At 71.7% G+C, this 22,533-nt stretch carries 26 protein-coding genes and 1 pseudogene; 12 read left to right on the forward strand and 15 right to left on the reverse strand.

The window, feature by feature from the left end; genetic code table 11:
* Positions 1-15: 15 nt before the first annotated feature.
* The gene (locus ACFOVU_RS17285) at positions 16-339 is read right to left on the reverse strand and encodes a TcmI family type II polyketide cyclase (RefSeq protein ID WP_378534839.1); all 324 of its coding nucleotides are present in this window, start codon (positions 337-339) and stop codon (positions 16-18) included.
* Between the two features lie 247 nt (positions 340-586).
* On the opposite strand from ACFOVU_RS17285, the gene ACFOVU_RS17290 reads away from it, so the two are divergent.
* The 4 genes from ACFOVU_RS17290 to ACFOVU_RS17305 all read left to right on the forward strand — a co-directional run bounded on the left by ACFOVU_RS17290 (position 587) and on the right by ACFOVU_RS17305 (position 4,731).
* Positions 587-1,051: an anthrone oxygenase family protein gene (locus ACFOVU_RS17290; RefSeq protein ID WP_378534841.1), complete on the forward strand. Its 465-nt coding sequence runs from the start codon at positions 587-589 to the stop codon at positions 1,049-1,051.
* Positions 1,048-2,562, forward strand: coding sequence for an MFS transporter (locus ACFOVU_RS17295; RefSeq protein ID WP_378534843.1), 1,515 nt, complete (start codon positions 1,048-1,050; stop codon positions 2,560-2,562). Before ACFOVU_RS17290 ends, ACFOVU_RS17295 begins: the two co-directional genes overlap by 4 nt.
* An 8-nt stretch (positions 2,563-2,570) precedes the next feature.
* Positions 2,571-3,641, forward strand: coding sequence for an acyltransferase domain-containing protein (locus ACFOVU_RS17300; protein WP_378534846.1), 1,071 nt, complete (start codon positions 2,571-2,573; stop codon positions 3,639-3,641).
* Between the two features lie 181 nt (positions 3,642-3,822).
* A complete protein-coding gene (locus tag ACFOVU_RS17305; protein WP_378534848.1) occupies positions 3,823-4,731 on the forward strand; it encodes a DUF6410 domain-containing protein in 909 nt (302 codons plus the stop codon).
* Between the two features lie 18 nt (positions 4,732-4,749).
* On the opposite strand, the gene ACFOVU_RS17310 is transcribed toward ACFOVU_RS17305, so the two are convergent.
* The 4 genes from ACFOVU_RS17310 to add all read right to left on the reverse strand — a co-directional run bounded on the left by ACFOVU_RS17310 (position 4,750) and on the right by add (position 9,726).
* Positions 4,750-5,658, reverse strand: coding sequence for an NADP-dependent oxidoreductase (locus ACFOVU_RS17310; protein ID WP_378534850.1), 909 nt, complete (start codon positions 5,656-5,658; stop codon positions 4,750-4,752).
* Between the two features lie 129 nt (positions 5,659-5,787).
* Positions 5,788-7,383 carry a multicopper oxidase family protein gene (locus tag ACFOVU_RS17315; protein ID WP_378534852.1) on the reverse strand — a complete coding sequence of 532 codons (1,596 nt, stop codon included), beginning with the start codon at positions 7,381-7,383 and terminating at the stop codon, positions 5,788-5,790.
* A gap of 272 nt (positions 7,384-7,655) precedes the next feature.
* A complete protein-coding gene (locus ACFOVU_RS17320) occupies positions 7,656-8,651 on the reverse strand; it encodes a MerR family transcriptional regulator (protein WP_378534854.1) in 996 nt (331 codons plus the stop codon).
* 70 nt (positions 8,652-8,721) lie between these two features.
* On the reverse strand, positions 8,722-9,726 hold the full coding sequence (add, locus tag ACFOVU_RS17325; protein WP_378534856.1) for an adenosine deaminase: 1,005 nt from the start codon (positions 9,724-9,726) through the stop codon (positions 8,722-8,724).
* A 132-nt stretch (positions 9,727-9,858) separates the two neighbouring features.
* On the opposite strand from add, the gene ACFOVU_RS17330 reads away from it, so the two are divergent.
* Positions 9,859-10,026 carry a hypothetical protein gene (locus ACFOVU_RS17330; protein ID WP_378534858.1) on the forward strand — a complete coding sequence of 56 codons (168 nt, stop codon included), beginning with the start codon at positions 9,859-9,861 and terminating at the stop codon, positions 10,024-10,026.
* A 27-nt stretch (positions 10,027-10,053) separates the two neighbouring features.
* On the opposite strand, the gene ACFOVU_RS17335 is transcribed toward ACFOVU_RS17330, so the two are convergent.
* Entirely contained in the window at positions 10,054-10,497 is a 444-nt protein-coding gene (locus ACFOVU_RS17335) for a type II toxin-antitoxin system PemK/MazF family toxin (RefSeq protein WP_378534860.1), read from the reverse strand.
* Between the two features lie 148 nt (positions 10,498-10,645).
* Between ACFOVU_RS17335 and ACFOVU_RS17340 the strand changes: the two genes are divergently transcribed.
* Both ACFOVU_RS17340 and ACFOVU_RS17345 read left to right on the forward strand, forming a co-directional pair.
* On the forward strand, positions 10,646-11,185 hold the full coding sequence (locus tag ACFOVU_RS17340; protein WP_378534861.1) for a DUF2087 domain-containing protein: 540 nt from the start codon (positions 10,646-10,648) through the stop codon (positions 11,183-11,185).
* Between the two features lie 94 nt (positions 11,186-11,279).
* The gene (locus ACFOVU_RS17345) at positions 11,280-11,807 is read left to right on the forward strand and encodes a DinB family protein (protein WP_378534862.1); all 528 of its coding nucleotides are present in this window, start codon (positions 11,280-11,282) and stop codon (positions 11,805-11,807) included.
* A gap of 55 nt (positions 11,808-11,862) precedes the next feature.
* On the opposite strand, the gene ACFOVU_RS17350 is transcribed toward ACFOVU_RS17345, so the two are convergent.
* The 5 genes from ACFOVU_RS17350 to ACFOVU_RS17370 all read right to left on the reverse strand — a co-directional run bounded on the left by ACFOVU_RS17350 (position 11,863) and on the right by ACFOVU_RS17370 (position 16,498).
* Entirely contained in the window at positions 11,863-12,780 is a 918-nt protein-coding gene (locus tag ACFOVU_RS17350; protein ID WP_378534863.1) for an SDR family oxidoreductase, read from the reverse strand.
* Positions 12,781-12,919: 139 nt separating this feature from the next.
* A complete protein-coding gene (locus tag ACFOVU_RS17355; protein ID WP_378534864.1) occupies positions 12,920-13,636 on the reverse strand; it encodes a TetR/AcrR family transcriptional regulator in 717 nt (238 codons plus the stop codon).
* 46 nt (positions 13,637-13,682) lie between these two features.
* Complete coding sequence (locus ACFOVU_RS17360; RefSeq protein WP_378534866.1) at positions 13,683-14,891, reverse strand: FAD-dependent monooxygenase; 1,209 nt, start codon at positions 14,889-14,891, stop codon at positions 13,683-13,685.
* Positions 14,892-14,957: 66 nt separating this feature from the next.
* Positions 14,958-15,875, reverse strand: coding sequence for a CPBP family intramembrane glutamic endopeptidase (locus ACFOVU_RS17365; protein ID WP_378534868.1), 918 nt, complete (start codon positions 15,873-15,875; stop codon positions 14,958-14,960).
* Between the two features lie 59 nt (positions 15,876-15,934).
* Positions 15,935-16,498: a DUF3887 domain-containing protein gene (locus tag ACFOVU_RS17370; protein ID WP_378534919.1), complete on the reverse strand. Its 564-nt coding sequence runs from the start codon at positions 16,496-16,498 to the stop codon at positions 15,935-15,937.
* 239 nt (positions 16,499-16,737) lie between these two features.
* Between ACFOVU_RS17370 and ACFOVU_RS17375 the strand changes: the two genes are divergently transcribed.
* Both ACFOVU_RS17375 and ACFOVU_RS17380 read left to right on the forward strand, forming a co-directional pair.
* Positions 16,738-17,226 carry a MarR family winged helix-turn-helix transcriptional regulator gene (locus tag ACFOVU_RS17375; protein WP_378534870.1) on the forward strand — a complete coding sequence of 163 codons (489 nt, stop codon included), beginning with the start codon at positions 16,738-16,740 and terminating at the stop codon, positions 17,224-17,226.
* A 73-nt stretch (positions 17,227-17,299) separates the two neighbouring features.
* Entirely contained in the window at positions 17,300-18,730 is a 1,431-nt protein-coding gene (locus tag ACFOVU_RS17380) for an MFS transporter (RefSeq protein ID WP_378534871.1), read from the forward strand.
* A gap of 62 nt (positions 18,731-18,792) precedes the next feature.
* On the opposite strand, the gene ACFOVU_RS17385 is transcribed toward ACFOVU_RS17380, so the two are convergent.
* Together ACFOVU_RS17385 and ACFOVU_RS17390 are read right to left on the reverse strand one after the other, a co-directional pair.
* Positions 18,793-18,963 (reverse strand): DUF397 domain-containing protein, encoded by a 171-nt coding sequence (locus ACFOVU_RS17385; RefSeq protein ID WP_378534873.1) that lies wholly within the window; start codon positions 18,961-18,963, stop codon positions 18,793-18,795.
* A complete protein-coding gene (locus ACFOVU_RS17390; protein WP_378534875.1) occupies positions 18,960-19,715 on the reverse strand; it encodes a helix-turn-helix domain-containing protein in 756 nt (251 codons plus the stop codon). The genes ACFOVU_RS17385 and ACFOVU_RS17390 overlap by 4 nt, the downstream gene beginning before the upstream one ends.
* Before the next feature lie 234 nt (positions 19,716-19,949).
* Between ACFOVU_RS17390 and ACFOVU_RS17395 the strand changes: the two genes are divergently transcribed.
* On the forward strand, positions 19,950-20,363 hold the full coding sequence (locus ACFOVU_RS17395) for an ATP-binding protein (protein ID WP_378534877.1): 414 nt from the start codon (positions 19,950-19,952) through the stop codon (positions 20,361-20,363).
* A 68-nt stretch (positions 20,364-20,431) separates the two neighbouring features.
* Here the strand turns inward: ACFOVU_RS17395 and ACFOVU_RS17400 are convergent, their stop codons facing one another.
* Together ACFOVU_RS17400 and ACFOVU_RS17405 are read right to left on the reverse strand one after the other, a co-directional pair.
* Positions 20,432-20,821: a VOC family protein gene (locus ACFOVU_RS17400; protein ID WP_378534879.1), complete on the reverse strand. Its 390-nt coding sequence runs from the start codon at positions 20,819-20,821 to the stop codon at positions 20,432-20,434.
* Positions 20,818-21,114, reverse strand: coding sequence for an ArsR/SmtB family transcription factor (locus tag ACFOVU_RS17405; protein WP_378534881.1), 297 nt, complete (start codon positions 21,112-21,114; stop codon positions 20,818-20,820). Before ACFOVU_RS17405 ends, ACFOVU_RS17400 begins: the two co-directional genes overlap by 4 nt.
* A gap of 583 nt (positions 21,115-21,697) precedes the next feature.
* Here ACFOVU_RS17405 and ACFOVU_RS17410 point away from each other — a divergent pair.
* Together ACFOVU_RS17410 and ACFOVU_RS17415 are read left to right on the forward strand one after the other, a co-directional pair.
* Positions 21,698-22,027 carry a hypothetical protein gene (locus tag ACFOVU_RS17410; RefSeq protein WP_378534883.1) on the forward strand — a complete coding sequence of 110 codons (330 nt, stop codon included), beginning with the start codon at positions 21,698-21,700 and terminating at the stop codon, positions 22,025-22,027.
* A gap of 44 nt (positions 22,028-22,071) precedes the next feature.
* A pseudogene (locus tag ACFOVU_RS17415) lies at positions 22,072-22,533 on the forward strand (hypothetical protein); the annotation flags it as partial.

Raw genomic sequence — 22,533 nt, forward strand, 5'->3', positions numbered from 1 at the left:
CGACGCGGTCGATCCTCACCTGCCGGGCGTCCACGAATAGAAGGCCTCGGCCATGGCGTCCTTGGGCTCCGACCACGCCGGGTCATAGGGGCTGATGAACTGCGCCAGCTTGGTGTGGATGTCCCCGTAAAGGGGGTGGCTGCGTGCGCGGTAGAGGTTTTCGGTGATGCTCTGATCGGCCTCGACGAGGTGGAAGTAGAGGTCGTGGAAACGGAAAAGGGTGCGCCGGTCGACGCCGATCAGGTGGGGAAGTTCGCTTGCGTCGGATTCCGCGAAGACGTTCGCCACATTGTCGGCGTCGCCCGGGTTCATCCGGGCGACGATGAGTGTCCGGTGCATGCTGGGTTCCCTCCACCTTCCGAGCCGGCCGACGGGCGCGCGGTGTCCCCGCGGTGCGGTCCGGTCTGTGCGGAACACGCTCCTCCGGCGTGGTGAGGCGATGCTTTCAGCCGGTTCTCGAAGGCCGCTGAATACCGCGTCGAACGGCGACCAGGGACCTTCGACCGGTCGTGGAGCGCATGTCGAATGCCCGCTGGAAGCATTCCCGGAGAATCGTCGTGTTGCCCGTCGGAAAATGGTGGTGCCGGTGCTGGTCCAGGCTCTCGGAATCGTCGCGATCATCGGCAGCGGAATTGTCGCGGGCGTCTTCTTCGCCGTTGCGGTGAGCGTTCTTCCCACGCTCACCGCGCTTCCCATGGGAACCTATATCCCATTGCACAAGGAACTCGGTAAGGGGTACCACCCCTCGATGCCGCTGATCGTCGGCGCGGCCGTGCTCGCTGACATCGGCCTGGTCGTGGTGGCCCCCGGGACACCGGTGCGGGTGCTGTCCGCCGCGGCGCTGCTGGCGCTGGTCGGCGTCCAGATCGTGTCGCAGTTCGGCAACGTGCCCATCAACCGGCGGGTGAACGCGGTGGACCCGGAGTCGGTGCCCGCCGATTGGCCGGACCCGCGCCCGCTGTGGCGCGGCTGGCACCGGCTGCGCACCGCCTTCGCGCTGCTCGCCCTGGTGGCCAACGCCGCCGCCGTCGCCTTGGCCGCCGCGCCGTGACCGCCACCGGGGACACCGCGCCCGCCGGGGGCGGCGCGGACCGGCCCGCACGGCCGTTCGCGCTCGCCGCGGTGCTGGTCGCCTCGTTCATGAACCAGCTCGGCGTGACCGCGGCCAACGTCGCCGTGCCCGCGATCCAGCAGGAGTTCGGCTCCGGCGCCGCGGAGATGCAGTGGGTGCTTGCCGGCTACACGCTGCCGTTCGCGCTGCTGCTGGTCACCGGCGGGCGGCTGGGGGACCTCGCCGGCCGCCGCCGGGTCTTCCTCGCCGGGGTCACCGGCTTCACGCTGGCCTCGGCCCTGGCCGGGCTGGCCGACGGCGCCGGCGTGCTGATCGCGGCCCGGGTGGCGCAGGGGATCGCGGCCGCACTGATGGGCCCGCAGGTCCTCGCGGTCATCCAGGTCATGGTGCCCGCCGTACGGCGCGGTGCGGCCATGGGCGCCTATTCCGCGGTCATCGGGCTGTCGACGGTGGGCGGCCCGGTTCTGGGGGGCCTGCTCGTCCAGGCGGACCTGTTCGGCTGGGGATGGCGGGCGATCTTCCTGCTCAACCTGCCCCTGGGGGCGGCGGTCTGGGTGATGGGCGCCGCGGCCGTGGCCGAGTCGCACGGGCCGACCGGCCGCCGCCTCGACCTGGCCGGGGCGGTCCTCGCCGCCACGGCGCTGCTGCTGCTCATCCATCCGCTGATGTACGGCGCCGACCACGGGTGGCCGCCGTGGACGTGGGGCGCGCTGGCGGCGGCGGTCCCGGCCCTCCTGCTGTTCCTCCTGGTCGAACGCCGCCGCGAACGCGCGGGCCAGGCCCCCCTGGTGCCGCTGGGGCTGTTTCGCAGCCGCGCGTTCACGGCGGGCCTGCTGGTCAACCTGATCACCGCGGCGCTGGTGGGCGGCTTCTTCCTGGTCTTCGTAGTCGTCTTGCAAAACGGCCTGGGCTTCTCGCCGGCGCGCACGGGGCTGACCGTGGCCCCATGGGCGCTGGGCACCGCGATCGCGTCCATGGCCGCCATCGGGCTGGCGCGCAGATACGGCCGCCCGGTGCTGGTGGGCGGTGCGCTGCTGACGACCGCCGGGATGGGCGCCCTGACCGCCGTCGTCCACGCGGCAGGCACGTCGGTGACCTCCGGGCAGATCGTCCCCGCGCTCCTGGCGATCGGGGTCGGCATGGGGCTGGTCGGCGCGCCGATCCTGAACGTCACGCTGGCGGCGGGGCCCGCCGCCGACGCAGGGGCCGCCGCCGCGGTGTTCACCACCTTCAAGCAGGCGGGCGGGGCCGTGGGGGTCGCCCTGATCGGAACCCTGTTCTTCACGCTGCTGGGCCCGGCCGACGCCGCCGGCCCGCAGCGCCACGTGGAAGCGGTGGTCTGGACCCTCACCGCCGACGTCGGCGTGTGCCTGCTGGTCGTGCTGCTGCTCTTCCTCCTCCCGCGCTCCGCCGGCGGGGAGGACGCCGCCTCGCCCCGGCCCGCGGCCCCGGAGCCCCGTCCGGCCCTGCGGGGCCGCCCGACAACGTAGGGAGAGCCATGCCCACCCCGTCCCGGGACGCCGCCGTCCCCTCCCCCGCCCCGGCCGTGCCCCGGCCGGAACCGGCTCCCGCCGGGCGTCCCGTCGCCCTGCTGTTCCCCGGCCAGGGGGCGCAGCACGGGCGGATGGCCGCGGGGCTCTACGACCACTGCCCGGTGTTCACCGCCACCATGGACCGCGCCTTCGCCCTGCTGGGCCGCGACGGCGACCTGCTGCGGGCGGAGTGGCTGTCCGACGAGGAGCACCACCTGTTCGACGACGTCTCACGCGCACAGCCGCTGCTCTACGCGGTCGACTATGCCCTGGGGCGCATGGTCCTGGAGTGGGGGGTCGCACCCGTGGCCCTGCTGGGGCACAGCGTCGGGGAGATGGCGGCGGCGACGCTGGCCGGCGTCATCGACTTCGCCGATGGCATGCTGATGATGCGCGACCGCATCGCCGCGTTCTCCGGCGGCCCGCCCGGCGGCATGCTGGCCGTGGCCGCCCCCGCCGCCGACCTCGCGCCCTACCTGTCGGGCCAGGTGGTCGTGGGCGCGGTCAACGCGCCCTGGCAGACGCTGCTCGCCGGGCCGGCGGCCGGACTGGAGGCGGCGCGCACGGCGCTGCGCGCCGACGGGATCACCTGCCGCCCTGCCCGCGCGCGCCAGGCGTTCCACAGCCCCATGCTGGCCGCCGCGGCCCGGGCCACGGCGCGGGCGTGGGCGGCGATCCCGCTGCGCGCGCCGGAGCTGACCGTGTACTCGGCGCGGCTCGGGGGCGTGCTCGGTGCCGGCGACGCCCGCAGCCCGGGGTTCTGGGCCGCCCAGCCGGCGGAGCCGGTGCTGTTCTGGCCGGCCTTGGACCGGCTCCTGGGCGACCACGACGTGCTGCTGGTCGAGGCGGGCCCGGGCCAGGGCCTCAGCGCCCTGGCGCGGCGGCACCCGGCGGTCTCCGCCAAGCGCAGCGCCGTGGCGCCGCTGCTGCCGGCCCGGCCGCGCGGCGCGGCGGCCGACCGCGCCGCGGTGGCACGCGCCGCGGACCTGATCCGCGCCGAGGGCCACCTGCCGGATCCGCTCGTCGCCCGGTCCTGAGGCGCGGCCGCGTCCGGAGCGGCCGCCCCACCTGAGATGCCAGCGATCGTCCAGCCGACGTCCAGCGCGGCCCGGCAGTCTGAGCGGACCGCGCCCGTGCGGCGCAGGCCGGGGCGGCCGGTCCCGCGCCGCCTTCGCATCCCCCCGGTGCGCGTGCGCACCCGAATGGAGGCACAGACCCGTGGCCACCACCGACAGCGATCCCGCACCCGTGCAGCACTCCGCAGCGAAGGACTTCGCGCTCGGGCGCGACATGGGCCCCGCCGGCCGGGTCTTCCGGCTCATCACGGGTGTCCTCGGGCTCCTCCTGCTGTATTACCGGCTGCCCCACGACGGCTCCGCCTATGGCCACGTCCTGTGGATGCTGGGCTCCTTCGCCGCCGTCGCAGCGGCGTTCATCGTGGTCTACGGCCTGCTGCGCGACCGCTTCATCGGCCGGGTGAACCCGTGGATCACGGCCGGCCTGCTCCAGGCCCCGATCCTGGTCTACCCCTTCGACATCGGGCCGGCCCCCTTCCACGACGCGCTCGCCATGTACACCTCGCTGTCGCTGCTGCTCAACGTGGTGATCGGGTACGGCGGGCTGGAGGTGGCGGCCCTGCCGTCGCTGGTGTGGGGGCGGCGCCACCCCCTCTACAGCCCGTTCAACGCGGTGGACATCGCCGAGCGCGCCTTCGCGCACCGCCCGCGCACGGCGGCCGGGCGGGCGCTGTGGGCCGCGGCGGCACTGGTCACGGCGTTCGTCTTCGTGGGCTTCTGGCTCATCGACTACGTGGTCTTCCTCCCGGCGCTGGTGGAGTCCGGGGTCGGCGCGGCCATCCGCCCGCCCGGCCCCTGGGCCGTCGTTCTACTGCTTCCGGCGGCCTACCTCGCCCTGGACGCCCGGCGGCGCCGAGCGGAGGCGGACGCCCTGCCCGGCCCCGGTGCGCGGTTCCAGGCTCTGGCGGCGGTGTTCCTCACCCTGGCCACCCCGGCGTTCATGGCCGACATGGTGCCCGAGGTGCTCTGGATCGCCGTCATCGCCGGCGGCCTGATCACCGCCGTGGCCACCCTCGTGACGTGGCCGTTGCGCCGCCGCTCCAGCGGCTGAGGGCCGTGCGGCCCGCCGTCACTCCACGAGCAGCACGAGCTTGCCGCGGGTACGGCGGGTCTCGGAGGCGCGGTGGGCGTCGGCCGCCTTCTCCAGCGGGTAGGCGCCCGACACGTGCACGCGCACCGCGCGCTGCTCGTACAGGGCGATGATCTCGCGCAGCCGCTCCGCCGACCGCCGCGAGCGGATCCCCCGGACGCCCAGCTCCGCGGCGGCCGCGTAGTCCACGATGGTGCCCACCCGGGCGCGGTCGGCGCACAGGTCCAGCGAGTCGCGCAGCGCGGCGCCGCCGACCATGTCCAGCACGGCGTCGACCCCGCCCGGCGCGACGGCGCGCACCCGTTCGACGAGCCCGTCCCCATGGGCCACCGGGACGGCGCCCAGGAAGCGCAGGAAGTCGTGGTTGTGCGGGCCGGCGGTCCCGATCACCGTGGCGCCCCACGCCCTGGCGATCTGCACCGCGAAGGCGCCCACGCCGCCCGCGGCGGCGTGCACGAGCACGGCGTCGCCGCGGCCCACGCCCAGCTCCGACAGCGCGGTGTGGGCGGTCTGGGCCGAGGCGGGCAGCGCCCCGGCCTCGGTCCACGGCATCGACGGCGGCTTGGCGACGACCTGGCCAGCGTCGACGACCACGTATTCGGCGTAGCAGGCGAGCAGCGCCCAGCCCAGGACGTCGTCGCCCACCGCGGGGGCGGCCGTGCCCGCGCCGACGCGGTCGACGGTCCCGGCGAAGTCGTTGCCGAGGATCTGCGGAGGCGTGACGGGAAAGCCGAGCGGCACGCCGCGGCGCACCGCGGTGTCAACGGGCTGCACCCCGGCGGCGCGGATGCGCACCCGCACTTGGCCGGGCCCGGGGACGGGGTCGTCGGCCTCGATGACTTCCAAGACCTCCGGCGGGCCGGGCGAGCGGAAGGCGACGGCTCTCAACTGGGCTCCCTTCTCCGGTGGGGCGCACGTGTACCGCGCCGGGTGCGGCGGCACGGGACGAGTGTGGCCCGGACCGCTGGAGCCGGGCTCGCAACCCGGTCGCACGTGCCTCCGGAGGAGGGCGGGCGATCAGACGACGGTGAAATTCGCCATCATCATCATGTCCTCGTGTTCGAGGTTGTGGCAGTGGTAGACGTAGCGGCCGGGGTAGCCGGTGAAGCGGACCAGGATCTCGGCCTCCTCACCGTCGCGCAGGTCGATGGTGTCCTTCCACCCGGCGTCATAGGGGCCGGGGTCGCCGCCGTCGCGCGAGAGCACCTGGAAGTGGGCCAGGTGCAGGTGGACGGGGTGGTGCACGTTGGTGGTGATCCGCCAGACCTCGGTGGAGCCCAGGGCGGGCTCGAAGTCGACGCGGTCGGGGTCGAACGTCTCGCCGTTGATGGTCCAGAGGTTGCCGCCGCCCCCGGGGTTGGCCGCCTCGCGGGCGAACCGCACGCGGCGGGTGGCGACGGCGTCGGCGCGCGCCAGGGTCTCGAAGTCGGCGAGCCGGTCGGGGATCTCGGTGTCGTCATCGGCTTCTTCGACGACACGGAACCGCATGACCTGCGCGGTTCCGTCCTCGCCGAAGGCGTTGACCAGCGTGACCTCACTGTCGATGGGGTAGGCGGAGAAGTCGACGACGACGTCGAAGCGCTCGGCGGGTGCGGCCTCGATGTCGTCCAGCTCGACCGGGGCGCCCAGCAGCCCGGCATCGCTGCCGATCTGGGTGAACGCAGCGCCCTCGGCGGGCGGCGGGTCCAGGGCGAGCTTGTAGCGGCGGGCGTTGGAGGCGTTGAGGATGCGGAATCTGTAGCGGGTGCCGGTGACCTCCATGTGCGGCCACGGCGCGCCGTTGACCAGGATGACGTCGCCCAGCACGCCGGACATGTAGGGGTTCTCGACCCCGGGCTCGCCCTGGAGCCCCGGGTCGAGGGAGGGGTAGGCGAACGCGCCGTCCTCCTCGAAGGCCCGGTCGCAGATCATCAGTGGGACGTCCCGGTCGCCCGTGGGGAGCGGAAGGGCGTCCTCGACGTCGTCGTGGACGATGTGGAAACCGGCGAGGCCGCGGTAGACCTGCGGTCCGGTGAAGTCCATCCGGTGGTCGTGATACCAGAGGGTGGCGGCCGGCTGCTCCAGCGGGAACTCATAGACCCGGGTGCCGTCGCTGGTGTCGCCCAACGGGACGCTCTGCCCGCCATGGGACTCGTGCCCGGAGGGCGCCGGGCCGCCGGCCGGCAGGATCATGTCGGTGGGGTAGCCGTCGTGCTCGGGTGGGGTCTTGCCGCCGTGCAAGTGCACCACGACGGGGACGGGGAGCTCGTTGCGGTGGGTGACCGCGACCGGGCGGTTGCTGCGGGAGACGATGGTGGGGCCGGGGAAGATGCCGTTGTAGCCCCACACCTCCGTCCGCAGCCCGGGCAGGATCTCGATCTCGGCCGCGCGCTGGGTGATCTCGTAGTGGTCGGTGCCGCCGTCGGTGCTGACGGGTTCCAGCACCGGGGGGATGGGCAGGGCCACCCCGAACGGCTCCGGCAGTGGCGCCGCGCTCTCCAGCAGCCGGCCGGTACTGCCCTCGTTGCTGTTGTCGCCTCCGGCGCCGCCGCCATTGCCGCACGCCGTGGCCAGGGGAGCCACGATGGCCGCCCCTCCCGCGAGCCGGATCACGCCGCGCCGGGTCAACGTCATTGTTCGACTCCTCACGAGGGCGGAGAACGCCACATGTCGCAGATGTGGTGACACCACGGGTTTTCTGGACATGTGCACCTTAGGAGAGGGCAGCGCCGGCCGTCTTCGTCCGGACGCGGGTCTTCGGCCTACACCCCCGGGCGTAGGCCGAAGACCGGGGCTACCTCCCGCGCACTATCCCGCCGGGCCCGGCACCCGCGGGGACGGGGCCCACGACCGGCAGCGGGCCTTGGCCGGGTGATCCGCGGCCGCCGCGGCCCCTGCCGTTGCGGTCACCGCGTGTGCACGTCAGGGGGCGGGAGCTCGAGGGCGCTCATGGCGTCGGCGATCCAGGCATAGGGGATGTCGTCCGCGGTCTCCGTCCCGTTGATCACCGCCACCAGCGTCTGGTACCGGTCGTGGGGGTCGTCGACGTCGGCGACCTCTTGCAGGAGCTCGGGTATCTGCCGCCATGAGTCGGCCATCCTGTCCCGTACATCGGGGGTGAGCGGCGTGCCGCCCAGTGCGTTGGCCCCTTCCATGAAGCGCAGGACGGCCTGCTGTGACCGAGGCGACCGCGGGGACTCGCCGGCGTGGTAAGCGGCGAAGAGTTCCTCGCCGAGCCGCATCCCGGTCCCGTAGATGAAGTCCTGGACCGGATCGCCGGCCATGATCCGCCCCGCCGGAGTGGAGTAGTGGTCGTGCAGGGTGGTGCGGACCGCGTCGCGAAACTCGGGGTCCGAGACCAGGTGGGCCAGCTCGATCCAGGCCTCGAGCTGGGCGACGGTGGGGTCCGCGGGCAGGACGGGGCGCAATTCCCGCAACCGGCCGATCCAGACCTCGGGGACGTCGAGGCCGGCGCTGACGTCGTCCCAGAATTCATCGATGGCCTGCTCGCGTTCCTCGTCCGACATCGAGGCGAGCCGGTGCATCAGGGCCGCCTGTTCGGCCGTGCCGCCCTGCTTGATCAGGGCCCTGAGCACCGCCCGCCTGGCCCGCAGGGTGCGCTCCTGGCGCTCGACGATCTCCAGGTGCGTGGCGAGCAGGTCGCGCAGGGTCGTGCGGCCGTCGAGCAGACGCCGGATCGCGTCCAGGTCGGTGTCCAGCTCGCGCAGGGTCCGGACGAGTTCCAGCCGGGCGACGGCGTCGATGTCGTACATCCGGTGGCCGGCCTCGTTCAGGCCCGTGGGCTCCACGACCCCGGCGTCGGCGTAGAACCGGACGGCGCTGACGCTCAGCCCGCTGCGGCGCGCGGCGTCGCCGATGGGATACAGCTCGTGTTCGTTCATGCGGGCCACTCTGGTACCTCAAGCCGCTTGAGGCGCAAGTCGATCGGCGCGCTTGCGTCAGCGCACACGCTCAGGCGGGGGCCGGTTGCGCCAGCCAGGAGTCGATGGCGCGGTGCAGCTGCTCGCGGACCGGAGCGGGGGCGAAGGACGCATCGGCGCCGGCGCGCGCGAGGCCGGCGAGGACGGCGTCGTCGTAGCCGAAGGCGTCGCGCAGCAGCGCGTACTCCCGCGTCAGCGTGGTGCCCACGATGGCCGGGACGTCGGTGTTGACCGTGACGGCCAGCCCCGCTGCGCGCAGCCGCGGCAGCGGGTGCGCTTCGAGGGAGTCCGCGAAGCCCAGGGCGACGTTGGACGACGGGCACACCTCCAGGGGGATGCCGCGTTCGCGCACCTCCGCGACCAGGCCGGGGTCGTCGAGGACCCGGATGCCGTGCCCCAGCCGCTCGGTGCGCCCGGGGCCGATGGCCTCGCGGATGCTCGCGGGGCCGCACGCCTCGCCCGCGTGGTGCACCAGGTGCACCCCGTGGTCGGCGGCCTCATCGACCACCCGGGTGAAGGGGGCCAGCGGGTGGGCCTCCTCCCCCGCCATCCCCATGCCGATCACCCCCTCGCCGGCGTAGCGCACGGCCAGGCCGAGGGTGCGGCGGGCGCGCTCGACCGAGCGGCGGCGCGAATGGTCGAGCAGGACCCGGTACTCGATGCCGTAGGCGGCCCGCCCTTCCTCCAGGCCCAGCAGGACCGCCTCCAGCGGCATCTCCGGCATCCCGAGCCGGTCGCCGTGGGAGGCGGCGGTGAAGGTCACCTCGGCGTAGCGGGTTCCCTGGGCCGCCTCGTCGGCGCAGAACTCGCGGGCGATGCGGGTGAAGTCCTCAGGGCGGCGCAGGCACTCGCGCACCAGCGCGTTGTAGTCGGCGAACGCCCGGAACCCGGCGAACGCCGCCGGGCCGCCGCCCCCGGGCGGCGCGGGGACCTCGATCCCGTTGTCCCGCGCGATCTCGCGCAGCGTCGCCCACCGCACGGTGCTCTCCAGGTGGACGTGCAGGTGGGCCTTTGGCAGCAGGGTGAGGTCGCGCACGACCGACACCCTAGAGTTCACCGTGCGCGGGCGCACGGGGTTTTCCGGGCACCGGCCGTCGTCCCGGGCGCCGGGGAACAATTCGGACCGCCGGTGCGACCATGGGACGTATCGGCCCGTGGAGAGGCGACCGTGACAGAGTGCAACGATGAGTGCCAGGAGGCCGGCCACAGGGCGGTACCGGCCGGCATCGGGATGAGCTACCTGTTCAGCCGGATCGACCGCCGGCCGGGGCAGGGGCGGCACTCCGGCGGACACCCTCGCGGCGGGGGCGTCCGCGACGCGAACGCCCCCGAGTAGCCACGGGCCGCGCCGTCCGTTGCCGGGTCAGCTCCAGCCGTAGCGCTCGCGCAGGATGGCGGCCACGGCCTGGAAGCGTTCGAGGTCCAGGACGGCGCCCTCGCGGCGAATGTCGGTCTCGTCGAGTTCGAACAGGCGGTCCAGGGCGAGGTAGGAGGTCCGCCCGCTGGAGTCCCACGGGCCCGAGCCCAGCTCGATCCAGTCGCGCTCCTCCCAGTCGTCGGGCTTGCGGCTGGAGAGCATCAGCGCGTGCAGGACACCGCGGGCGGCGCCCACGACCAGAAGGGGCCGGTCCTTGCCCTGCGACGGGTCCTCCTCGAAGGGGACCCAGGTCCACACGACCTCGCCGGCGTCGGCGCGGCCGTCGCGGTCGGGGGCATAGACCAGGCGGGTCGCGTGGCGGCCGGTCGGGACCTCGCGGATGGCGCCGTGGTGGGGGTGGACGTCGTCGGTTCCTCGTCGTTCTCGCACGCGGGGAGCCTAGCGCACGCGCGGTGCCCGCCCGCCTGCGGTCGCGGGCGGGTGGAAATTCCGACATGTCGCGCGCCCGTTCCTGCTATGCATGTGTGCCGACACCGGGGGCGCCGCGCCTCCCGAGACAGAACCGATGGTGGACCCCATGCCTTCACCCGTTCCCGACGAGCGCCCCAGCCCGCCCTCCTGCGGTGACATCGTCGGCCTGCTGGCCCAGCGCGACCGCCGCGCCGCCTTCGCCGCCGTCGAGCTCGGGGCGACGACCCCGCGCGAGGTGGCCGAGGCGACGGGGCTCCGGCCCGCTGCCGCCGCCGCGGCCCTGCACAGGCTGACGGCGGGCGGGCTGGTCGCCCTCGACGACCAGGCAGGGGCCCACGTCGTCGAGGACGCGTTCCGCAGGGCCGTCGCGGCGGAGGTGCGCATCTCGGGACGCCGGACGGGCGACGGGGCGGGCGCCTACTTCCGCCGGGGCCGCCTCACCGCGATCCCGGGCGCCCCCGAGGTGCGCGCCCGCGTGCTGGCGGTCGTGGCGGAGACGTTCACAGCGGGCGAGACCTACTCCGAGCCCAAGGTCAACGCGCTGTGCGCCGAGTGGCTGGACGACTGGGTCAGCCTGCGCCGCGCCCTGGTCGACGATGGGCTGCTGCACCGCGACGCCACGGGAACGGCCTACCGGCGCGCCTGACGATCATGACGGGGCCGCCGCCCCGGTCCCGTGGCCCCGCGGCCCGACGGAAATCCGCTTCCGGCCGTGTGGCTCCTGTGCCAGGGTGTGGCCCATGTCTGTTTCCCGCCGTGATCTGTTGCGCTGGCAGTTCGACTTCACCTGGCAGCTGTTCGAATACCACCTGGACCGCCTGAAACCGGCGGACGCCCTCTGGGAGCCCGCCCCCGTCCATTGGACGGTGCGGCCGGGCGAGGACGGGACGTGGACGCCCGACTGGGACGAGGCCGAGCCCGACCCCGTCCCGGTGCCCACGATCGGCTGGGTCACCTGGCATATCGGCTGGTGGTGGTCGGTCACCCTGGACCACGCCCAGGGGCGGACCCCGCGCGAGCGCACCGCGATCACCTGGCCCGGCGACGGCCCGGCGGCCGTCGCGTGGCTGCGCGGGTTGCGCGACGAATGGCTGTCGGTGCTCGACGGCCTCACCGACGCCGACCTGGACGCCCCCGCACCCTTCCCCTGGCAGGGCGACCCGGAGATGACCGTCGCGCACATGGTGGGCTGGGTCAACGCCGAGCTGATGAAGAACGTCTCCGAGATCGGCCAGCTCCGGATGATCCGCGCCGCATCGGCGGGATGAGGGGCACGGGCCCGGAGGGGCGGGACGCCGTCCCGCCCGCTCACGGGCTCGGGGGTCAGCGGTAGCCGGTGGCGTCGGCGGGCTTGCCGGGGCGTTCGACCTCGAGGATGTAGCGCCAGGCGTCGGGGCGGGAGCCGTCGGTGTCGGTGAACCCGTACTCCTGGGCGAGCTGCCCGCTGGACAGCGTCCGCCCCGACCACCGGGCCACATCGGGATCGGCCGCCAGCGCCGCGACGGCCTTGCCGACGTACGCGGGCGACTCCGAGATGCAGAAGTGCGGCACCTCCGAGAGGGCGTCGCGCCAGTTCTCCTCGGTCACCCCGTAGATGTCGAGCATCGCCTCCGACCGCAGCCAGCCCGGGGTGAGCGCAACGGCGGTGCCGCCCAGCGGGCGCAGCTCCTCGGCCTGCGCCAGCGCGATGCGCTGCACCGCCACCTTCACCAGGTCGTAGAAGTAGCCGCCATCGGCGCGGTAGGCGGCGTTGGCCTCGGCGGTGCCGTCGGTCATCTCCACCACCAGCCCGCCCGGTGTCCGGTTGAGCAGCGGGAGGGCGGCGTGGCTGGTGATGGCGTGGGTGTCGATGCCCAGCCGGAGCATCCGCAGGCCGTCCTCGATGGGGTGCTCCCACATCTTCCGGCTGAACTCGAGGTAGACGTCGCCGCCCCAGATGTCGTTGACCAGGACGTCCAGCCGGCCGTGGTCGGCGTCGATCCGCTCGACCAGGGCGCGCACGTCGCCGGGCACCAGGTGGTCGACCGCGACGGCGATGCCCTCTCCCCCGGCCTCGGTCACCAGTTCCGCGGTCTCCTCGATGGTCTCGGGGCGGTTCATCTCGGAGCGCCGCGCACGCGTCGTCCGCCCCGTCGCGTAGACCGTGGCGCCCGCACGCCCCAGCTCCACGGCGATCGCCCGGCCCGCTCCCCTGGTCGCCCCCGCCACCAGCGCGACCCTGCCCTTGAGACTTTCCCGCATACCGGGTCTCCCCCTGTTTCCAGTGGTCCGTTCGTTCGTGTCCTCACTGTTCTACGCGTCATACCTGCCATCTCCTGTCAGCCGCTTCGCGCTCTTTGCGGCGAATCGGCGGGCGCCACCGGGGGGCGGCGGGGACCGGTCAGTCCCCGGTGACCTGACTGCGCGCGATGAGGTCGAGGACGGCGTCCCTGGTACCGCGGAAGACGGCGGCGGTTTCGGCGGCGGCCGCGCCGATGGCCGACGCGTCAGGGACGGCGGGCGGCTCGATCAGCCGGGCCACGGTGTCGGACAGGAGTGCGTCGGGGTCGTCGACGCCGAGCGGGTCGGTGCCGGGGTCCGATCCGGCGATGCCGAATCCAGTGAGGACGGCGTGCATGACATAGGACTGGTCGGCCAGGGGCCGGTCCGGGTGGAGCAGGCCGTGGCGGTGGAGGATCGGCATGACCGCGTCGCACAGTTCTCTGGGCCGGATGCGCGCGAACAGGTCGCGGTCGCCCGGCTCCTGGGTGAGCAGCCGCACCACCTCGCCGCCACCGCTCAGCCGGGATTTGAGGGCGAGGTCGCGCCCGGTGCTGATCAGCAGCGGCGCCAGGCGGCGCGGCAGCACCGCGGCGGGGTCGGCGGTGATGCGGTCGATGACCGCGTCCACGAAGGCCAGCAGCTCGCGCGCGAACAGCCCGAGGATGAGGTCTTCCTTGGTGGCCCAGTACAGGTAGACGGTGCCCTTGCCGACGCCGGCCGTCCGGGCGATCTCGCTGACGGTGACCTTGCGGACGCCGTGATCGAGCACCAGCTCGCGCGCGCTGTCCAGGATGCGGGCGGCTTTGCGCGAGCGGTGCTCGATCAGCTGGTGCACGGGGGTCGTCCTCTTCCTTCGCGGCGCGCGCGTGGATCGCGGGGTATCACACGGCGGCGATGTCGAGTTGCTTGTTGGCCATGGACCTGCCGTTCATCCGGCCCATGGCCTGCCCGATGACCGGCGCGTTCATCAGGCGCAGCATCGCGGTGCGCGTGATCTGCTCCCGGCGGTCGTGGGGCGTGAACAGCCTACGCATGATGAGCACGCTGTCCTGCTCGGTTGCGATCCACGGCCGCATCCGGGCCTCCCACGCCCGCAGCGCTGCGGGCAGGTCGCCGGGGTGGCGCTGGAGCATGGTGCCCAGCAGCTCGCCCCCGGCCATGCCGCTGGAGGCGCCCATGCCCGCATACAGCGTGACGCACCAGGCGGCGTCGCCGACCAGCACGACGCGGCCGTTGTGCCAGCGCTCCATCTTGACCTGGTTGACGGAGTCGAACAGGTGGTCCGGGGCCTGTTCGAACGCCGTGTAGAGCTTCTCCAGCAGGGGCCCGGCGGGCTGCGGGCCGAAGGCGGCGCGGATCGACTCGATCGCCGGGCGGGTGAACTCGGCGTCGATGTCGTCGGTGCGGTAGGAGAACAGCAGGCCCGGAGGGTGGTCGGAGAAGGGGAAGGTCCACGCCGAGCGCCCGGGTTCGGCCAGGACGAGGCCCTCCCCCTGGCCGAAGCCCTCGATCTGTTCGTTGGCCACGGTGGCGCCGATCATGTAGTTCAGCGGGTGCAGGTGGTCCCCGTCGCCGAAGGCCAGCCGGCGCACGGTCGAGCGCATCCCGTCGGCGCCCACCACCAGGTCGAAGCGCTCGGTGGAGGTGGCGCCGGAGGCGGTGTCGTGCAGGGTGACCTCGGCGGCGGAGTCGTCCTGGGTGATGCGGGTGGGCACGGTGGAGTAGCGGATCTCCACGTCGTCGGGCAGTGCGGAGAAGAGGGCCTGCTCGACGTCGCCGCGCAGCACGACGCGAGGTGTGCCGGGCAGGCTGCCCGGGTTCATGCCGGGGGTGCGGCGCCCGGCCCGGTTCACCTCGACGGTGGCCGCGCGCGGAGTCCGGTCGCCGATCGCGTCGAGCACCCCCAGCCGGCGCGCGGAGGCCACACCGGTGCCGAACACCATGATGAAGTACCCGCTCGAACGGCGCGCGGCCGCCCGCTCCACCACCACCGGTTCCCAGCCCACCTGCCGCAGCCGCAGCGCGGTGGCGATCCCCGCGATCCCCAGCCCGACCACCAGCGCACGCCCGTGGCCCTTGGTCTCCGTCATGGCGACTCCCTTCGCGTCGTGTCGCCCCAACGGTATACGACCAACTGACCAGAATGGTTTCGATGGTCAGTTTTCCGCCGGCGGGTGCTTCACGGAAGCGAACTGCCCTGCGGCAAGGAGGACCACGACGAGCACGAGCGGCACGATCCACCCACTCCAGCCGAGGATCGTCGCCTGCGTGGTGTCGACGTGCTCGCCTGCCTTCGCGAAGGTGAGGTAGGTCGCGCCCGCCCCATTGAACGCGGCGTGCGCGAGCGCCGCGGGCCACACGGATCCCGATCGCAGCCGCAGCCAGCCGAAGACCGCGCCGACCGGGATGCACATGCCGACCATCGCGGCCAGGCCGAGCCAGCCCGGCGCATCGGGGTAGTTGTACCCGAGGAGGATGAGCGGGGCGTGCCAGAGGCCCCAGATGACACCCATGATCAGCAGGGCCGGGACTGTACCGAGCGGCATCAGCTTCGGCAGGAGCCACCCCCGCCAGCCGAGTTCCTCGCCCAGCGCCGGGATGAGGTTGATGAACGCCGCCGTGGGGAGCGTGGCGAGCTGGACGACGATGAGCGCGCCGATCGGGATCGGGATTTCGGCCATTCCCTCGGCGCCCACTTGCTCGTCGAGAACCTGCTGGAACCCGGAGAAGTTCACGAAATCGGCCGGATAGACCCCTAGCAGCGCGCCGACCGGGAGCGCCACCAGGACCAGCGCGATGGACACGAAGATCCCCAGCACCGCGTAGCCGATCAGTCTCCCGGCCGGTCTCAACGGGCCCAGCCCGAGCGTCCGCGCCTTGTGCTGCGGCCGCTCCACGAAGAACACGACGACGAGGGCGGCGACCGCGGGGGTCATCATCATGGCGATGGCGATGAGGGGGAACCAGGAGACGGCGAGCCCGTCGCCCAGCCAGAGCGGGAGCGCGACGAGCCAGGCGAGCGCGAACGCGAGGGCGGTGAATACGACGATGGACCGCAGATCGCCGCTGCTCATGCGGGGTCCGGGGCCGCCTCGGGTTTCGGACGCGGTCGATGCGCACGGGGTTTCGACGGTCACGACGCCTGCCCTTCGAGGATGTGCAGACCGGCGATGGTGCGGTCGTCGCGGAACGCGATCCGCGCCGTGTAGTCGCCCGCCTCCAATGCGAGCGGCGTCTTCGTGATCGTCACGTCGCCGGCCCGGGTGATCTCCGGCCCTCCAAGCCCCTCGAAGGCTCCTGACAGACCGACGATCTGCGCCCACGCGGCCGCGAGCGCGTCCTCCGACAGGGCGTCGCGCATGGCCGGATCGAACCGCTTGGTGACACGTGACCATTGCCCGGACGCGAGGTCTTCGATCACGGAGGCGGCAAGTTCGGCAACGCCGGGGAGTGGCGTGGTGTTCATGGGTTCTCCTGTTCGGGGGTCGATCGGTTTGCCATAGCGCTGGAACGCCGCCTGCCGGCTCACGCCGAGCGCATCGCCGACGACCTGCCACGTAGCGCCGTTTTGGCGTGCCTGCTGCACGACGGCACGCACGACGTCATCGGCGGCCGCCTGCATGCTCACGGCACGCCCTATCGAGTCGGCCCAGTCGTCGTCCCTCGTCAGGACACGTGAGGCGAGGAACGCGTCCATGTGCGCCTTCAAAGCCCGCAGCGCATCTGTCAATCCTTCTTGCACGCGTAAAGAATATCTTTACAAACGAGCTGTGCGTCAAGTGGATGTGCGCGACGGCGTGCGGCCGACCGGGGAGGAGACCGCGACGCCCGCGCAGAGAGGGCGTAGTGAGGGACTCCGAGCCTTGCCACGGCATGCGAGGGCGCCTGGATGCTTGACGGATAATCCGCGACGGACCTGGTTGCTACGCTGGCGGCATGACCGCAATGGCACCCCACCGCACCGAACCCGACCTGTCCTTCCTGCTGGACCACACCGGTCACGTCCTGCGGACCAAGATGGCGGCGGCGCTCGCCGAGATCGGCCTGACGGCGCGCATGCACTGCGTGCTGGTCCACGCCCTGGAAGAGGAGCGCACGCAGATCCAGCTCGCCGAGATCGGCGACATGGACAAGACCACGATGGTCGTGACTGTCGACGCCCTGGAGAAGGCGGGCCTGGCCGAGCGCCGCCCCTCCAGCACCGACCGCCGGGCCCGGATCATCGCGGTCACGGAGAAGGGCGCCGGGGTCGCCGCGCGGAGCCAGGAGATCGTCGACCGGGTGCACGCCGACGCGGTCGCGTCGCTGCCCACCGACGAGCGCGATGTCCTCCTGTGCGCCCTGAACCGGCTGGTCTCGGGGCATCTGGCGGTGCCGGCCGAGAGTCCTCAGCCGGTACGGCGGGCCCGGCAGCGCGAGAAGTAGATCCAAGAGAAATCATCTACAACGGAACAATCTGCTATGGTCTCACTGTTGTCCTGAACGACAGGGAGACCTCATGTCCGCTACGTCCGTCCACCCCGCAGCCGCGCCGGCCCTCTCGCCCGCGAAGCGCCGGGCCGCCCTCGGCGTGATCGCCACCGGCGCGCTGATGACCATCCTCGACGGCAGCATCGTGACCGTCGCGATGCCCGCCATCCAGAACGACCTCGGCTTCTCCCCCGCCGGGCTCAGCTGGGTCGTCAACGCCTACCTGATCGCCTTCGGCAGCCTGCTGTTACTCTCCGGGCGGCTCGGCGACCTGATCGGCCGCAAGCGGATGTTCCTGCTCGGCACCGTCGTGTTCACCGCCGCGTCCATCCTGGCCGGGGCCGCCGCCACACCGGCGATGCTCATCGCCGCCCGATTCCTGCAAGGAACCGGCAGCGCGATGGCCTCCGCGGTCAGCCTGGGCATCCTGGTGACCCTGTTCACCGAGGCCCGCGAGCGCGCCGGCGCCATCGCCGTGTTCAGCTTCACCGGATCCGCCGGAGCCTCCATCGGCCAGGTGCTGGGCGGAGTCCTCACCGACACGCTCGGCTGGCACTCGATTTTCCTCATCAACCTGCCCATCGGGATCGCCGTGCTCGCGGTCGCGGCCCTCGTGCTCCCGGCCGAGCGGGGGCTCGGCCTCGCCGCCGGGGCCGACGTCATCGGCGCCGCGCTGGTCACCGGCGGGCTCATGTCGGGGATCTACGCCGTCGTGCAGGTGTCGGAGCAGGGCTGGGCGTCGACCCCGGCGCTGACCACCGGCGCTCTCGCCGCCGCGCTGCTCGCCGGGTTCGTCGTCCGCCAGGCCACGACGGCGACGCCGCTGGTGCCGCTGCGGATATTCCGGTCGCCCGCCGTCTCGGGGGCCAACCTGGTGCAGATCCTGATGGTGGCGGCGCTGTTCTCCTTCCAGGTGCTGTTCGCCCTCTACCTCCAGCGGGTGGTGGGGTACGGGGCGGCGGCCACCGGGCTGGCGATGCTGCCGGCGGCGGTGACCATCGGCGTGGTGTCCCTGGGGATCTCGGCGCGGCTCAACACCCGGTTCGGGGAGCGCAAGGTGCTGCTCGTGGGGCTCGGGCTGCTGATGCTGCTGTTCGCCCTGCTCACCCGGGTCCCGGTGAACCCCGACTACCTCACCGACCTGTTCCCGGTGATGCTGCTCGCCGCCGGGTTCGGGCTCGCCATGCCCGCCCTGACGTCGCTGGGCATGTCCGGCGCAGGCAACGAGGACGCCGGCCTGGTGTCGGGGCTGTTCAACACGACTCAGCAGATCGGCATGGCCGTCGGGGTCGCGATCCTGTCCACCCTGGCGGCATCGCGCACCGACACCCTGCTCACCCGGGGCACGGCCCAGGAGGAGGCGCTGACCAGCGGGTACCACCTGGCTTTTGCCATCGGGGTGGGGCTGCTGGGGGCGGCGTTCGCGGTGGCGTTCACGGTTCTGCGCCGACGCGACTGACCGCCGGGTGTGGCTGTGGGCCCCGAGGGTCTCCTCGGGGCCCACAGCCACACCAGCGGAAACTACAGAGAGTCGATGTCGGCCAGCAGTGCCCGCCACTCGGCCGCGGGGAAGGCCAAGGTGGCGTGCTCTCTGTTGCGGGTGTCGCGAACGAGGGTTTTCGCACCCTCAGACACCTCTACGCACTCACCGCCGGAGTGACTGTAGCTCGACGTGTGAAACTCGCGGTTCATGTCAATTCCTCTATTTTCTTCCGGGACTCGGCAGGGTCCAGCGCCCAGGCAGCCAGCCGGTTCACGCCGATGCTGAACCGCTCGACTTCCGGACCATGGTCGATCACGCCACCACCGGATGCGTGCTCGACGAAGGCGACGGGCAGCCGGTCGGTGAAGCTGATCACTCGGAATGCCCCCAGTGCGGCTGCCAAGTGGATGCCGTCGGGGAGGACCTGTACCGTCGCCGATTCTGTCACCGCCAGCAGGTGGGTCAGGGCATCGGGGGCGATCTCGGTCGCCGCGCGCAGCACGCCCATGGGCACGACGACGGTGATGTGCGGCCCCTCAGGTTGAAGTAAGCGATCGGCCTTCTCAACCTTCTTCCGGGCGGCTTCGTGAACGGCATCCGGGCTGAGACCCGGGCTGCCCATCTCAATGATGGCCACCGCATAGGCCAAGCTCTGTGTCACCGCGGGGAGAATCGTGGGCTGGTTGATCCTGATCTCCGAAGCCATAGCGTCGATGTCGTCGATCTTCCGCATCCAGCTCGGTTGGGCCGCCCTTCGCCGGTCGTCCATCCAATGCCGGATGAGCATGCCCCCTGCCGCCAGCGCGTCATCGATGGCGGCCACCTGATCGCGCTTCGGGTTGGTCTTTCCCGTGGAGAACGCGGAGATCAGCGCGGGTGACCACCCCACAGTCTGAGCAAGACGACGCTGGCTGATCCCCGCGATCTCAAGCTGGGCCTTCAGTGCTGCGTGAAAGGACATGTTCATGAGTATTCAGGGCATGTCCAGGATGGGTCAGTCGATCAAGAAAAAGTCAGATAGATGTGGCCCTTATGGCAGTCCGGCCGCGCCTGAATCACTCTGAATGCGCTCCCCGAGCGTCGCTCGGGAGGCGATCACTAGCGCATTCGGAGCCCATGAAATGAAGGAACCTACCACCCATATTCGGGTGATATTCCGCGAAATGCCACCCACTACCGGACGGTGGTGATGGCGATGTCCTACAGCCGCATCTTCCCGGGATGGAACGAGCAGGTCGGCCAGGCCCGGCGGTGGGTCGAGCACCTGCTGTCCCTGCACACCGCGTTCGAGATTCCCGATGACACCATCGCCGCGACCGTCCTCCTGGTCTCGGAGGCGACGACGAACGCCCTCGCGCACACGGCCAGCGGGCGCGGCGGGGTGTTCATCGTCGGGCTGGAGGTCGACCGCGGCCGCATCACCGTCGACGTCGACGACGAGGGCAAGGCCGACGCCGTCCCCTTCCTTCGGCCCAACACCCCCATGACCGAGGGCGGACGCGGGATCGCCCTGATCGACCACTTCGCGCAGAGCTGGCGGCCCCTCCTCGCACCCCGCTCCGGGGTCAGCTTCACCCTGCTCTTCCCCGCGAACGCGACGGCTTCGTGACCCGCCGACCACGACTCGTGTGTCCCTGCCCGTACAGGAGAGGAGGGCAGGGACACACGGCCGCGCGGTCAGGAGCGCTTTTCCACCAACTGGATGAGGTTGCCGCAGGTGTCGTCGAACACCGCCGTCGTCACCGGGCCCTGCTCCAAGGGCTCCTGGGTGAACACGACGCCCAGGTCCTGGAGCCGCTTCGTCTCGGCGGCGATGTCGTCGACGGCGAAGGACGCCGCCGGGATGCCGTCGCCCACCATGGAGTCCTTGAGCCCGCGCAGGCCCGGATAGGAGTCGGGTTCGAGCAGCAACTCGGTGCCCTCAGGGTTCTCGGGCGAGACCACCGTGAGCCAGCGGTCCTGCCCGATGGGGATGTCGTGCTTCTTCACGAAGCCCAGCAGGTCGGTGTAGAACGCCAGTGCCTTGGCCTGGTCGTCGACGTGGACGCTGGTGACGTAGATCTTCATTCGTTCGGATCCCCTTCTGGTTCGGTCGTGACCCGCCACCGTTCGACGATGGCCCGCAACGGGGCAGTGTCGAGGTGGTGGAACTTGTAACGGCCCTCTCTCCGTGTACTGACCAGGCCGCACGCTTCCAGTACGGCGAGGTGCTGGGAGATCGCCTGGCGCGACAGGTCGAGATCGTGCTGATCGGCCAGCCTGGTGCACAGCTCGAAAAGCGTCTGGCCATCCCGCTCGGTCAGGGCATCGAGGATGCGCCGACGGGCCGGCGCCGCCAACGCGTGGAACAGCTCCGACATGCCCGTCACCATAGGCAAGTGGTGACTTGCCTGTCAATTCGGCGAGCGTGGGCCGGGATGGCGGGGTGATGCGCTCGTTCGACGTCGCGGCCGACGACATCCACGTGGGCGGGGGTGCACGATGGCGCCGATCCGATCCCCATTCGCCACACCCGCCGAGGCCCGTCACCTCCATGGCCGACCGTCATCCCCGGACCAAATTCACAAAGTCCAGACGGCAATCCACCCTCAAGCTGTAGCGTGAGCATCTAATCACTCAAAGTGACATTGGGGGATTTTGTGCGCCTTATCTCGAGCATCACCCGGGCCCTGACCCTTGCGGGCGCCGGCCTCAGCTGACGGCCCTGCGGATGCAGATGACCACTCGGTTCGTGCTCACGAATCGGGCGGCATGGCTGCTACCGACTCCGTGCACGTCGATTCCGGCGGGGATAGGCGGAAAAAGTTCATCCGTGACCGGGGGCGGCCATTCGAATGCGATCATCACCCATTTTTGCCTACCGTGAAGAGCCCGGGAGAATCATCCATGAGTAAGACACCACTCCGTCCGAAATCGGACCTTATGCCGGAACTTCCGGCTTCTGTGCGTTGGGTCCGGATCCTGCTGTTCATCGCCGGTGGGCTCACGCTGGTGACCGCTGTGTCCATGCTGCTGATCACCGGGGCCACCGCCTACGAACTCGGCTACAACGCGATGGCCTCGCTGCCCGGAATCGCCCAGCTCCTGCTCGCCATCTACATACGCCGTAGCGGGCGCGTCATCTTCTGGTCGGTTCTGGTCCTGGAATCCCTGCTCGGCCTGTACTCCCTGCTCACCCTCGGCGCCGACGGACGCATCACTCAGCTCATCCTGCCCGTCGCGACCCTCGTTCTCCTGCTGCGTCCCCCGGCGCGCGCCTTCTTCCTGCGCTGACCTCCCCGCCCGCCCTGTCCGGGGCAGACCCGAGGTATCTCCCCATGCTTCGACGCATCCACGATCCCGAACGCGGCGCCGGCTTCGTCGAGTACGGCGCCGTCGTCCTGCTGGTCGCCGCCATCGCCGCGGCGGTCATCACCAGCGGGGTCTCCGGCCGTGTGTCGAACCTGATCGCCTCGGCCATCGACTCGGTCGAAGACGGCAGCGCAGGCGGCGGTGATGGGAACGACCCGGGGACGACCGAGGGAAGCGACGAGAGCAGCGGATCCGCCGAGAACGACGGGGCCGGCTCCGACGACCCGGGCGGCGACGTCTCCCCGGTCGCCCACACCAACGACGACGAACAGCCCGAGGACGAACCCCAGTCCGACGGGGACACCGATGGCGGGGACGACGATGGTGGTGGCGGCGGGTTCTGGAGTTCAGTGGGCGACGGGCTCAGCACGGTCGGCAATGGGCTGGCCGACCTGGGCACGGGGGCGTGGAACGCGGTCACCGACACC

Origin of the sequence: Nocardiopsis sediminis (genome assembly GCF_042650565.1) — a bacterium.
In the GTDB taxonomy this organism is placed as follows: Bacteria; Actinomycetota; Actinomycetes; order Streptosporangiales; family Streptosporangiaceae; genus Nocardiopsis_B; species Nocardiopsis_B sediminis.